The sequence below is a fragment of the Bradyrhizobium sp. AZCC 1578 genome, from assembly GCF_036924675.1.
Lineage (GTDB): Bacteria > Pseudomonadota > Alphaproteobacteria > Rhizobiales > Xanthobacteraceae > Bradyrhizobium.
Map to the genome: position 1 here is coordinate 4,712,668 of NZ_JAZHRZ010000001.1, position 12,904 is coordinate 4,725,571.

Consider the following 12,904-nt stretch of genomic DNA (forward strand, 5'->3'; position numbering starts at 1 on the left):
GCGCTGATGCCCGGCCTGGGCAACATTTGATCAGCCTCGCGTGTTAACGCCTGTGGTCGCTCGCCGGCGCCGCGAGGTTCGCGGCTCAGCGAACGTCGCCTGAACGCTCCTCGCAGGAGCAGCAATGCCGCAACGCTCACAACCCTTTCATTGGCCAAAAGAATGACCGCGGTCCTCGGCAGACCGCGGTCACTGATGAAGCAAGCCGAGCTGGCTCGAGCGCGCTGCCTTAGCCGCCGATGCCCTTCTCCTTGAAGTACTTCAGCGCGCCAGGATGGAATGGGATCGGCGAGCGGTCCTGCACCTGGTTGTCGAGTGAAAAACTCTCGGCTTCCTTGTGCACGGCAACAATGTCGGCCTTCTTCTCCACCAGCGTCTTGACGATGGTGTAGGCGTCCTCGTTGCTCATCTTGTCGCCGGTGACAATCAGATTCCAGACGTCCGTGATGGAGTTGTCCTTGTCGTAGCCGGGATACGAGCCCGCCTTGATCTTACTTGACGAGTAGAGCTTGCCGTATTTGGCATTCATCTTCTCGGCCAGATCGCCATGGTCGATCAGCTTCATCTTCAGTCCCGGCGTCGCCGCGAGATCGGTGATTGCAGCGGTCGGAATGCCGCCGACCCAGAAGAAGGCGTCGATCTTGCGGTCCTTGACTGCGTTGACGGATTCGGCGACGCCGAGCCGTTCGCGCTTCATGTCCTTGTCCTTGTCGAGGCCGGCCGCCTCGATGACGCGGAATGCCATCACTTCGGTGGCGCTGCCGGGCGAACCCGTCGAAACGCGCTTGCCCTTGAGGTCTGCCATGGTCTGGATGCCGGTGCCTTCCACCGTCACCACATGCATGCGGTTCGGATAGACCACGAGCAGCGCCTGCAGCGGCACCTTACCGCTCTTGAACTTGTCCTGCCCTTGCAAAGCATCGAGCGCGGCATCGGCCATGGTGAAGGCAAGCTCGCTTTTTCCCGCGCCGATCAGCTTGAGATTGTCGACCGAGCCGCCGGTGACCTCGGCCGTGGCCTGCACGTTGGGAAGGTTCTTCGAGAGCACGTTGGCAACCGCACCGCCGAGCGGATAGTAGACGCCGCCGGTGCCGCCGGTGCCGATCGACATGGTTTTCTGCTGCGCATGGGCTGCGCCGGCAAAGGCGAGCCCCAGAGCCATCGCCAGTATCGCTGTGGTCTTTTTCATTTTTGTCTCCTCAATTGCTTCTTCTCTATGTTGTGACCGCAGGCCGCTCTGGCGACCGCGTTCTGGCCTGCCACAGCAATACGCCGAAACCGATGATCAGGCCCGGCACATAGGTGTAGCTGATATCGCGTCCGGTGATCCATTCGACCATTGCCTCAATCAGGCTTGGGAACACCAGCAGCAATCCCGATAGCAGAAGCAGGCCGCGCTCGACCGCTGTATTTTGTCGCAGCGCCCAGTTCTGGGCAAATGCAGCCAGCGCCAGCAGCCCCAAGCTTGTCTTGATCGTGATTTCGAGAATGTCGACCCACGATCCGCCCTTGGGGATCGACATCAGGAGGCCGCCGCCCTGCGGATCGAGCACGAAGACGAACGGCACCAGGAATGCCGGCAGCGTATATTTCCAGGATTGCAGCGTGGTCTTGTAGGGATCGCCGCCGGTGATGGCGGCCGCGGCGAACGGCGACAGCGCGGTCGGCGGCGAGACCTCCGACAGGACGGCATAGTAGAAGATGAACATATGCGCGGCGTAATCAGGCACGCCGAGCTTGACCAGCGCGGGAGCTGCGATGACCGCGCAGATGATGTAGGACGCCGTCACCGGCACGGCGAGGCCGATGATCCAGACGATCAGCGCGGTGTAGATCGCGGTCAGCAACAGGCTACCGCCGGCATAGGCGATGACGATCGACGAGAATTTGAGGCCGAGACCGGTCAGCGTCACGATGCCGACGACGATGCCGGCGCAAGCGCAGGTGGTCGCAGCATTGAGCGCGCCGATCGAGCCGTCGGCCAGTGCCTTCACCAGTTTGCTCGGCACCAGCGCGGTCTCCCGGCGCAGGAAGCTCAGCGCAAAGGTAACGACAATGGCGTAGAAGACTGATAGCGACGGCGAGTAGCCGATGACCATGAAAAAGACGACGGCGAGCAGCGAGATGAAGTGGAAGCCGTACCGCCTGGTCATCTGGCCGAGTGACATCTCGGGCGTGAAGGTCACGTTCTTGGCGTGGAATTTCTTGGCGTCCAGCTCGACCATGAACAAGAGCGACATGTAGTAAAGGCAGGTCGGGATGGTCGCCATCCAGATGACGTCGAGATAGCTGATCTTGAGAAACTCGGCGATCAGGAACGCGGCGGCGCCGAGTACGGGCGGCGACAGGATCGCGCCCAGCCCGCCGGCGGCGAGCAATCCGCCCGCGGCGTTCCTCTCGAAGCCCGCCTTCGCCATCATCGGATAGGCCACCGTGCCGATCATCACGGTCGTGGCGACGCCCGATCCGGAGGGACCGCCGAGCAGGAACGAGGACAGCACCACGGTACGGCCGGCGCTGTTCGGCTTGCCGCCCATCAAGGCCAGCGAAAAATCGATGAAGAATTTGCCGGCGCCGGAATGCTGCAGGAATGCGCCGTAGATCGTGAACAGGATGATCAGCGTCGCCGACACGTCGACTGCGACGCCGAAAATGCCTTCCAACGTAATGAAGAGGTGACCGACCAGGCGGGCCAGGTCGTAGCCGCGATGGGTCCATGGCGCCGGCAAATACGGCCCGAGCATCGCATAGGCGATGAACAGCAGCGACACCACGGGCATGATTGCGCCGGTGGTGCGCCGCGTCGCCTCCAGCAGCATCACGATGAACACGATGCCGACGATCACGTCCCAGCGATCGGGCGTGGTAGCGCGGTCGGTAAAATCCTCGCCACCCCACAGCGCATAGATAACGGTCGCCACCGCGACGATCCCGGGAACGACGTCCCACCAGCGCACACGGTTGCGAAACCGCGTCGCCAGCGGAAACAGCAGGAAGCTCAAGATCAAGGTGAAGGCGACGTGGGTGTAGCGAAGCTCCTGGGTCGGAACGATGGCATAGGCCGCATAGAGGTGAAACAGGCTCATGACCACGGCAATCGTGGTCGAAATCCTTCCTGCCCACCCCATCAGGCGGTTGGTCGCGCCTTCTTCCGCCTCGATGTAGGCTTCCGCCTTGTGCAAGGCTTCGTCCGAAACGGTGACGACCTCGTCATTGGGCGGCGTTGTCTTGTCTACGGCCATGCTTCCCCCGGGGACCGGTTAACTTTCCGGCCCGATTGCCGGCGGGCCTCCTTCGCGGGCCGCATTCAGTCCGGTTTGGGGGGCGGTGGCAAGGGGCTTTTCGGCCTATGTCCAAGTCGCTGCTTTAGCTTTTCGGACAGGTTGACCCAGGGCCGCCGTCCGTCCAATTTCCCGCCCCAAAATTCGAATGCGCCGCGTTCGTGCGCGCTGCAATGCAACGACAAACCAAAGGGAGAAGAAGTCGATGGAACGGCTCAAGGGCAAGGTGGCGATGGTGGTGGGCGCGGGATCGATCGGTCCCGGCTGGGGCAATGGCAAGGCGACCGCCGTCACCTTCGCGCGCGAGGGCGCCAGCGTGTTCTGCGTCGATCGCAATGCGGCTGCCGCAAAAGAAACCGTCAGCATCATCACGGGCGAGGGCGGCAAGGCTGCCGCCTTCACCGCCGACGTCTCGCGCGAGGCTGAGGTCGAGGCGATGGTGGCGGCGTGCCTCAAGACCTATGGCCGCATCGACGTACTCGACAACAATGTCGGCATCGCAGAAATGGGCAGCGTTGTTGAGGTGAACGAGGCAAGCTGGGACCACGTTTTCGCGGTCAATCTCAAGAGTGCCTATTTTGCCATGAAGCACGTTATTCCCGTGATGCAGAAGCAGGGTGGCGGCTCGGTCATCAACATCTCGTCGATCGCATCGATTCGTCATCTCGGCATCTCCTACGTCACCTATGGCGCCTCGAAGGCGGCGATGAACCAGATGACGCGCACCACCGCCGTGCAATTCGCGAAAGACCATGTTCGCGTGAACTGCATCCTGCCGGGCCTGATGAAGACGCCGATGGTCGAGCACTCCGCCGGTCTTGCAGCAAGCTATTCGGCCGGCGACGTCGAAGCGATGTGGCGGGCGCGCGATGCGCAGGTGCCGATGCGGCACATGGGCGACGCCTGGGACGTTGCCAATGCCGCGCTGTTTCTCGCTTCCGACGAATCCCGTTACGTCACTGGGATCGAGCTCGTGGTCGACGGCGGGATCACCTGCAAGTCGGGCGCGTGACGCGCTATTGCCCCGTTATGCTTGTGCGCTCAATTCGGCGCGGTCGAGCTCTTCTTCCACCTGGTGGAAGGCGTCGTCGCCGATCTCCTCGAAATGACGCATCCTCAACAGCGCCTCTCGTGCCGCGCCGATGGCGCGGCGGCGCAGCGGATCGGCCGGCAGCTCGCTGGTCGCGATGCCAACGTCGGGTTCGGTTTCGGCACGTAGCAGCACGGCGCGGTATTCGAGCCGCAGGATCTCGGCCTCTTCGGACGGATCGGACTCGATCGCCTCGAGCGCGGCGCGATAGGCGATGCAGCGGGCACTAGCGGCCTCGCGCGCAACTGGATCGTCCTCCTCGAATTTCAGCGCGAGGATCAGCGGCCGCAGCGTCAGGCCCTGGATCACGAGCGACCCCAGCACGACGGCAAAGGCCGTCAGCAAGATGAGATCGCGATACGGGAAACTCTCGGGTAGCGCGAAGGCGGCCGCCAGTGTAACGATGCCGCGCATCCCGCACCAGGACACGATGATGCCGCGTTCCACCGTCGGTACCGCGGGAGACACATGCGGAGGAAGCAGGCCGTGCGCGTTCAACGCGCGCAGCAAGGCGCCATACGGCATTACCCAGGCGATGCGTGCGAGGATCACGACGGCGAGGATTGCGGCGGCGAAGCTGCAATATTTAAACCGCACCTCGTCGTCGAGTGCGGACCAGATCGGATTGAGCTGCATGCCGATCAGCATGAATGCCAGCACGTTGAGCACGAACACGACCGTTTCCCACACCGCATAGGAGGCCACGCGCAGCCGCGCCGGGGTACGCTCGGGCGCGGTGCGGGCGATCGTGATCGCATAGGCCACTATGGTGAGAATGCCGGACAGCCCGATATGCTCGGCGACGATCCACACCATAAAGGTGCCGGCGAATTGCGTGATGATGGCGCTCGGCGCCTCAGTGATGCGGCGCGTGATCTGCGTCCAGACCCGCGCGAACAGGAAGCCGGCAATGAGGCTTCCGAACAGCGCCAGCGCAACGGATGGCACGAACTCGTGCACCTTCATGTGCTCGGCGGCAACCAGGCCGATCGCGACGCGGTAGATTAGGAGTGCGCTGGCATCGTTGAGCAGGCTTTCGCCCTCGAGGATCTTCTGGATGCGGTAAGGCAGTTTGACCTGGCGCAGGATTGCGGTGGCCGCCGCGGCGTCGGGCGGTGCCACGATGGCGCCGAGCGCGATCGCGACCGCCCATGGCATGTCCGGGCGAAGCCAGTGCGCGACGACAGCCACGGCGGCGGTCGTAACCCCGACCGCGACCAGCACCAGTGTCGAGACCGGTAGCCAGTTGTTTCGGAGGTCGCGCAGCGAGGTGTCGAAAGCCGCATCCAGCAACACCGGCGCCACGAACAGCGCCAGCGCCAGATCCGGCTCCAGTGTCCATTGCGGCCCCGAAGGCACGAATGCCAGCAGCATGCCGCCGAGCGCAAGAAATGTCGGGTAGGGTACCTTGAGCCGCCGCGCCAGCGCGGACAGCAGCACCGCGCCAAGCAGCAGCCCGATGATCCATTCAAATGCTTGCAATTCGGGATTCCCTGCCGGCCGAGATCGATGTCGCCATCAATCTAGCACCAAAACCGGCAGGTTTTCCCGGCTGAAGCTTGTCCTTATTCGGAAGATCAGCTCAGCCTGGCAAGGTGTACTCGACGCTACTGCGCCATTGCCAGGATGCTGCCCGCGAAGGAATGCCAGAGCGGCGTGACGCTGATCGGCCAATTCAGGAGTTTCACGGCGATCAGCGCAATGCCGCCGTAGACATAGACCGGATGCGGCCGGCCACGCGTGCGCCAGTCGAAAACGATGGCGGCCACCAGCAGGAGATAGGCGACGATGGCCGGCGGGATGGTCACGGGGACCGGCGGCGGGCCGAGCGGACCGGGAGGCGCGAGGAAGGTGAGAAACCAGCGGGCGACCGCGGCGTCGAGTAGCGAAATGCTGGCCAGCAGCATCAGACGCTTATGGGTTTCGGGCCGCCGGATCGCGGCAATCGCCAGCGTGAACACCACGGCAAAGAACAGAATTCCGCTGAGCGGGACAATCGCGAACGCGATTCCTTCGTCTGTCAATCCCGCCGCAGCGGAGCGCTTCATCGCGTTGACCGCGACCAGGAAGCCGAAAATCGTCATCGCGGTCGCCAGCGAGACGCCGACCATGCCGATGGCGCGGTGCCGGGCGACTTTGCCGGATGCGGCAAGCCAGCTCTGGAATGCGAAATAGAGCGACCAGGCGAAAAATAACAGGCCGTGAAAGTGCACGGCGGGCGAGGCCGAGAACGATCGCTTCGCCATTGGCAGCCAGTAGGTCGGCGCGAAGCCGAGAAAGGCGACTGCCATGCAGGCCAGCGCCATGTAGAAGTAGAAATAGCCTGATTGGGATTGCGCGATGGCGCGCGGCGGATTGAAGTCGATCAATGTGGTCATGGTTGTTGAGTCCGCGAAAACTGCAATAGGTTCACAGCAGATTTTCTCACGGATTGTATTCTTCCGTCTGTGAAGAGAATTACGTTTCCCGCAGGTCACGTTTCGGCCAAAATCTGTTCTTGTGCGAACGGGAAATTTGCAGGCTGCTTGTCGAAAATGCAGGTCGCTTGCTAGGATCGCGTCGCAATAGACAGCGCTTTCCGGATCAATTGATGCGAGGCTATCTTCACATCCGCAGCCTGGTCGTGGCTTCCCTGCTGTCGCTGACGTATGCGCATGGTGCATCGGCGACCGGGACCGAGCCGGGCGAGGATATACGCATTGATCCTGCGGCCTGTCTTGCCGCTGGCCCTGCGCATGATCACGACAGGACGGTGCATCTCTGCAGTGCGCTGATCGACAACGCAAAGACCGAGAAGGCCGACCGCATCAAGGCACTGATTGCCCGTGCGACCGCCTATGAGCGCAAGGACATGATCGACCGTGCCATCGCCGACTATGATGGCGTGTTGCGGCTCGATCCGGCGCACGCCGATGTTTACAACGCGCGTGGCGAACTCTGGCGCAAGAAGGGTGATCTACCCAAGGCGGTGGCCGATTTTGCCGCGGCGATCAAGCTGAATCCGGACCACGTCGTCGCAAGAGCCAACCACCGGGCGCTGGCGCAGGAGGCGGAGCGACAGGGCGCCCTGAAAGCGGTCGCCGGCAAACCGAGCTTCAACTGCGCCACCGCGCGGCGCCAGGTGGAGAAGGCGATCTGCGCCAATCCCGAACTCGCCGATCTCGACCGCGAGGTTCAAGCGTCGTATGTCAGGGCGGCCGCTGGGAAGATGACCCCACAGCAGGCGCGCAAGCTGCGGCGCGAGCAGGAGCAATACATCGTCCGCCGGAACGCGGAGTACGGCCAGCCCGGCTACGACCTGAACAAGGCCATGCGCGAGCGCCTGCAGCAGATCAACGGGATCGCCGGATACTAGGCCGTTTTGGGCCTGATGAGGGGATATGCCAGCGCAGCGCGATGGCTGTCGGTGAGAAGCTCACTACCATCGCCCGGCAGTAGAGTTTAGTCGAACGGCCAAGCCATTCCCGGCTTGATCTCCTGCCGCTTCCCGTGACAATGCCTGAAATAAATACTTGCCCAGCCGTCATGGCCGGGCTTGTCCCGGCCATCCACGCCTTGCCAATTTCGAGGTGAAGCAAGGACGTGGATGCCCGGGACAAGCCGGGCATGACGACACAGGCGGGCTAGCGGGGAGTGCGCCATGAACATCCAAGACAACAGCCGCTATCACGAGGTCCATGCCCGCTCGTTGGCGGACCCGGAAGCATTTTGGGCCGAGGCGGCGCGCGAGATCGACTGGATCGAGCCGGCCAAGAAGGTCTTCGACCCCTCGATGGGCGCCTATGGCGGCTGGTTCGCCGGCGCCGTGGTCAATACCTGCTACAACGCACTCGACCGCCATGTCGCGGGCGGACGCGCCGACCAGGTCGCGCTGATCCACGATTCCCCGCTCACCAACACCATTTCGAAATTCACCTATGCCGAGATGCTGAGGGAGGTGCAGACGCTCGCCGCAGTGATGGCCGATTTCGGCGTCGTCAAGGGCGACCGCGTCATCCTGTATATGCCGCTGATGCCGGAAGCGGTGTTTGCGATGCTGGCCTGCGCGCGGATCGGCGCGGTGCACAGTGTCGTGTTCGGCGGCTTTGCCGCCAAAGAGCTCGCGACGCGGATCGATGACGCCAAGCCGAAGCTGATCTTCTCGGCGAGCTGCGGGGTCGAGCCCGGCCGCATCGTGCAATACAAGCCGCTGCTCGACGAGGCGATCAAACTCTCCAGTGTCAAACCGCAGTCCTGCGTCATCCTGCAGCGGCCGCAGCATCTTTGCGAACTCACGGCCGGCCGCGATCACGACTGGGCGGCGCTCCGCCGCGCGGCTCTCGACGCCGGCAAGGCCGCGCCGTGCACGCCGGTGCTCGCCACCGATCCGCTCTATATTCTCTACACGTCAGGCACCACGGGAATTCCGAAGGGCGTCGTGCGCGACAATGGCGGGCATCTGGTCGCGCTGAAATGGTCGATGTTCAATCTCTACGGCGTCAAGCCTGGTGAGGTCTGGTGGTGCGGCTCCGACATCGGCTGGGTGGTCGGTCACAGCTACATCGTCTATGGCCCGCTGATTCATGGCGCGACCTCGATCATGTATGAGGGCAAGCCGATCGGAACGCCCGACGCCGGCGCGTTCTGGCGTGTCATTTCCGAGCACAAGGCGGTTGCGCTGTTCACCGCGCCGACCGCCTTCCGCGCCATCCGCAAGGAAGACCCGGACGGCGCGTTCATCCGCAAATACGATCTGTCGACATTCCGCACGCTGTTTCTCGCCGGCGAGCGCGCCGATCCGCCGACGGTGGAATGGGCGGAGGCGCAGTTGAAGGTGCCGGTCATCGATCATTGGTGGCAGACCGAGACCGGCTGGTGCATCGCCGGCAATCCGGTGGGCCTTGGCATGTTGCCGGTCAAGCACGGCTCGCCGACGGTGCCGATGCCGGGCTATCAGGTCGACGTGGTCGACGAGGCCTCCAAGCAGGTCGCAGCAGGCACCATGGGTTCGATCGTGATCAAGCTGCCGATGCCGCCCGGCTGCCTGCCGACGCTGTGGCAGCAGGATGAGCGCTTCAGGGAAGCCTACCTCACCGAATTCCCCGGCTACTACAAGACCTCGGATGCCGGCTACAAGGACGAGGACGGCTATGTCTGGGTGATGGGCCGTACCGACGACATTATCAATGTCGCCGGCCACCGCCTTTCCACCGGCGGTATGGAGGAAATTCTGGCCTCTCACGCTGATGTCGCCGAATGCGCCGTGCTCGGCATCAAGGACGCGATCAAGGGCGAGGTACCTTGCGGCTTCCTGGTGCTGAAGGCCGGCGTGACGCGAGCTCCGGCCGAGATCGAAAAGGAGATCGTGGCGCTGGTGCGCGAAAAACTTGGTCCCGTCGCAGCCTTCAAGCTGGCGATCACGGTGGGGCGCCTGCCGAAGACGCGATCGGGAAAAATCCTGCGCGGCACCATCAAGAAGATCGCCGACGGCGAAAGCTGGACCATGCCGGCCACCATCGAGGACCCCAAGGTGCTCGACGAAATCGGCGAGGCGCTGAAGGGCAGGGTGTAGGGTTCCAACCCACCCGCGCCGTCATGCCCAGGCTTGACCCGGGCATCCATCATCGTCAAAGCAGGCTGCCATTATTTCGATGGATTGCCGGCTCATCCCGACCGAGTCGGGGACGCGCGCCCGGCAATGATGAAACCTGGAAGGGACAGAGCATGCGACGGAACCTGCCACTCGCATTCCTCCTCATCGCACCACTGCTCGCGGGTTGCCTCGAACGCGGCCAGCCGACCATGGTCGACACCAGCGCCGATGATGACGCGTTCTGTCGCTCCAACAATGTCGCGCCGGGCTCGAACGACTACGTCATCTGCCGCAAGAACCGCGACGTCCAGCGCGCCAATGCCAACGCGCGTACCGACCGCGCCCAGCGCAATCTCGCCGAGCAGATGCTGAACAATCCGACGAGGCCGTAACGGAGGCCACCATGAACGAAGACACCTTCAACGCAAGCCTGCGCAAATTTCTCAAGCAAGTCGGCGTCACCTCGCAGCGTGAGGTCGAAAAGGCCGTGCGCGATGCCATCGAGTCGGGAAAGCTGAAGGGCCATGAAAAGCTGTCGGCGAAGATGGTTCTCACGATCAGCGGCATCGGCCTGTCGCATGAGATTGACGACGAGATCGAGCTGGGCTGAGCGGTTACTTCGGGACCCTGCCGTTGCAGGCGAAGCCCCTGTTGGGGCAACGCACGGCCGTTGCGCAAAAAAGATACCTTGCAGTAACGGCTTGTCCTGCCACCGCCGCGCACGTTTCGAATCGGTGCTATAAGTCGCGCATGGAACAACTTGCAATCAAGCTGCTGGGGTTTGCCGCCGCGACGTGCACAACCCTTGCTTATGCCCCGCAATTCATCAAGGTCTGGAGAACCCGCTCCACGGAGGACATTTCACTGGGCATGTTCCTCGTCATGCTGCTCGGGCTCGTGCTTTGGCTGCTGTACGGCCTGTTTTCCGGTGATGTCCCGCTCATCATCGCCAACGCCATAACGATCGTCCTGGCCGGCGGGATCCTGTTCATGAAGCTGAAATACGGCTGAGCCCCCAAACAAGAAACGCGGCAGGTTGCCCCGCCGCGTTCAACATCAGCCGTAGCCGATAATCCTACTCTTCCTCGTCCTGCTTCTTGCCGCCGATATTCTTGAGCTTGGCGAACACGGCATCGACGTTGAGGTCGTCCTCCGACTTCTCGCTCGGCTCGAATTCCGGCTCCTTCTTCGTGGTCTCGGAGGCCGGCAGCAGGGTGGCGCCGCCGTAGGCTGCGGGCACCGGCTTTTCCTTCGCTGCGCGCTGCACCTCGAAATCGAGTTCGATCTGCGAGCACAGGCCGAGCGTCACCGGATCCATCGGGGTGAGCGTCGAGGCATTCCAGTGGGTGCGGTCGCGGACTGAGGCGATGGTGGTCTTGGTGGTGCCAACCAGGCGCATGATTTGCGCGTCCTTCAGCTCGGGATGGTTGCGGACCAGCCACAGGATCGCGCTCGGCCGCTCGTGGCGGCGCGACACCGGGGTATAGCGCGGGCCCTTCTTCTTGGCTGCTGGCGGCAGCACCACCTTGCTCTCGCCGAGCTTGAGGCGGTAATTCGGGTCCTTTTCGCCCCTTTCAATCTCGTCGCGGGTTAATTGGCCGGTCGAAATCGGGTCCATGCCCTTGATGCCCTGGGCCGCATCGCCATCGGCGATGGCGCGGACCTCAAGGGGGTGCATTTTGGTGAAATCGGCCACCTGGTCGAAGGTCAGCGCCGTATTGTCGACCAGCCACACGGCCGTCGCCTTGGGCATCAGCGGTGCATTGCTCATGGCAAATCTCCTTTGTGCCTCGCCCACCTCTTTTTAGGAGGCGAAGCCTGTGGTCATCGTTGATGACGGGAATTGAGGGCTATATACGCCTTCCAACCCCTTTGGCGCAATGGTCTGCTAAAGTGCCTTGACACAGCCCGAAACCAGTCCCAAGTCCTTATCCGAATTGGCCGTTCCCTGCCCGCCGGCAAGGGGTGATTCGGTCCTGAGATAGCCCCCATGCCAGCCAAACCAGACCTCAGAATCGTGCTTTGTTCTCCCCGCGGCTTCTGCGCCGGGGTGGTGCGGGCCATCGATACCGTGGAGCGGGCGCTCGCCATTTATGGCGCCCCCGTCTATGTCCGCCACGAGATCGTGCATAACCGCTACGTGGTCGACAGCCTGAAGACCAAGGGCGCGATTTTCGTCGAGGAACTCGCCGAAATCCCCGATAATACCAACGCCCCGGTGGTGTTTTCGGCCCACGGGGTTCCCAAGTCTGTTCCGGCGGACGCCCGCGCCCGCAATTTCTTCTCGCTGGACGCAACCTGCCCGCTGGTTACCAAGGTGCACCGCGAGGCCGCGATCCACTTCAAGCGCGGCCGTGAAATCCTGCTGATCGGGCATTCGCATCACCCCGAGGTGGTCGGCACGCTCGGGCAGTTGCCGACGGGCGCGGTGACGCTGATCGAGACCGCGGAGGATGCCAAGACGTTCGCGCCGAAGGATCCGAACAACCTCGCTTTCGTGACCCAGACGACGTTGTCGATCGACGACACCGCCGAGATCGTCGCGCTGCTCAAGGAGCGCTTCCCGAACATCAACGGCCCGCACAAGGAAGACATCTGCTACGCCACCACCAACCGCCAGCTCGCGGTGAAGAAGGTGGCGCCGGTGGTCGATGCCCTTATCGTGGTCGGCGCGCCGAACTCGTCGAACTCGCAGCGCCTGCGCGAGGTCGCCGAGCGCGAGGGCTGCCCGGTCTCGGTGCTGGCGCAGCGCGCCTCGGATCTCGACTGGTCGCGCTTCGAGGGCATCAAGAGCCTCGGCATCACGGCGGGCGCGTCCGCGCCGGAAGTGATCGTCGAGGAAATCATGGGCGCCTTCGCCGAGCGGTTCGAATTGCATGTGGAGACGGTGTCGGCCGCGGAGGAGAATGAGTTCTTCCCGCTGCCGCGTTCGCTGCGGCCCGAAGCTGCCGCCGAGTAGTC

General features: G+C 63.0%; 12 protein-coding genes. 7 read left to right on the forward strand and 5 right to left on the reverse strand.

Annotated elements, in window-relative coordinates; translation table 11 throughout:
- Positions 1–229: 229 nt before the first annotated feature.
- Together V1290_RS22560 and V1290_RS22565 are read right to left on the reverse strand one after the other, a co-directional pair.
- On the reverse strand, positions 230–1,189 hold the full coding sequence (locus V1290_RS22560) for a TAXI family TRAP transporter solute-binding subunit (RefSeq protein ID WP_334366428.1): 960 nt from the start codon (positions 1,187–1,189) through the stop codon (positions 230–232).
- A 25-nt stretch (positions 1,190–1,214) separates the two neighbouring features.
- Complete coding sequence (locus V1290_RS22565) at positions 1,215–3,242, reverse strand: TRAP transporter permease (protein ID WP_334366429.1); 2,028 nt, start codon at positions 3,240–3,242, stop codon at positions 1,215–1,217.
- 244 nt (positions 3,243–3,486) lie between these two features.
- Between V1290_RS22565 and V1290_RS22570 the strand changes: the two genes are divergently transcribed.
- Complete coding sequence (locus V1290_RS22570; protein WP_334366430.1) at positions 3,487–4,293, forward strand: SDR family NAD(P)-dependent oxidoreductase; 807 nt, start codon at positions 3,487–3,489, stop codon at positions 4,291–4,293.
- A 15-nt stretch (positions 4,294–4,308) separates the two neighbouring features.
- Here V1290_RS22570 and V1290_RS22575 read toward each other — a convergent pair whose 3' ends face one another.
- Together V1290_RS22575 and V1290_RS22580 are read right to left on the reverse strand one after the other, a co-directional pair.
- Entirely contained in the window at positions 4,309–5,853 is a 1,545-nt protein-coding gene (locus tag V1290_RS22575; RefSeq protein ID WP_334366431.1) for a cation:proton antiporter, read from the reverse strand.
- Between the two features lie 125 nt (positions 5,854–5,978).
- The gene (locus V1290_RS22580; protein ID WP_334366432.1) at positions 5,979–6,749 is read right to left on the reverse strand and encodes a hypothetical protein; all 771 of its coding nucleotides are present in this window, start codon (positions 6,747–6,749) and stop codon (positions 5,979–5,981) included.
- 212 nt (positions 6,750–6,961) lie between these two features.
- Between V1290_RS22580 and V1290_RS22585 the strand changes: the two genes are divergently transcribed.
- The 5 genes from V1290_RS22585 to V1290_RS22605 all read left to right on the forward strand — a co-directional run bounded on the left by V1290_RS22585 (position 6,962) and on the right by V1290_RS22605 (position 10,954).
- Positions 6,962–7,726: a tetratricopeptide repeat protein gene (locus V1290_RS22585; protein WP_334366433.1), complete on the forward strand. Its 765-nt coding sequence runs from the start codon at positions 6,962–6,964 to the stop codon at positions 7,724–7,726.
- A gap of 285 nt (positions 7,727–8,011) precedes the next feature.
- Complete coding sequence (locus V1290_RS22590) at positions 8,012–9,922, forward strand: propionyl-CoA synthetase (RefSeq protein WP_334366434.1); 1,911 nt, start codon at positions 8,012–8,014, stop codon at positions 9,920–9,922.
- A 152-nt stretch (positions 9,923–10,074) separates the two neighbouring features.
- A complete protein-coding gene (locus V1290_RS22595) occupies positions 10,075–10,335 on the forward strand; it encodes a hypothetical protein (protein WP_028348101.1) in 261 nt (86 codons plus the stop codon).
- 11 nt (positions 10,336–10,346) lie between these two features.
- Positions 10,347–10,553 carry a DUF6494 family protein gene (locus V1290_RS22600; RefSeq protein WP_334366435.1) on the forward strand — a complete coding sequence of 69 codons (207 nt, stop codon included), beginning with the start codon at positions 10,347–10,349 and terminating at the stop codon, positions 10,551–10,553.
- Positions 10,554–10,693: 140 nt separating this feature from the next.
- Positions 10,694–10,954: a SemiSWEET transporter gene (locus tag V1290_RS22605; protein WP_028348103.1), complete on the forward strand. Its 261-nt coding sequence runs from the start codon at positions 10,694–10,696 to the stop codon at positions 10,952–10,954.
- Positions 10,955–11,018: 64 nt separating this feature from the next.
- Here V1290_RS22605 and V1290_RS22610 read toward each other — a convergent pair whose 3' ends face one another.
- On the reverse strand, positions 11,019–11,714 hold the full coding sequence (locus V1290_RS22610) for a DUF1013 domain-containing protein (protein ID WP_057844387.1): 696 nt from the start codon (positions 11,712–11,714) through the stop codon (positions 11,019–11,021).
- Between the two features lie 219 nt (positions 11,715–11,933).
- Here V1290_RS22610 and ispH point away from each other — a divergent pair, with 219 nt between their 5' ends.
- Positions 11,934–12,902, forward strand: coding sequence for a 4-hydroxy-3-methylbut-2-enyl diphosphate reductase (gene ispH, locus V1290_RS22615; protein ID WP_028348105.1), 969 nt, complete (start codon positions 11,934–11,936; stop codon positions 12,900–12,902).
- Positions 12,903–12,904: the final 2 nt, after the last annotated feature.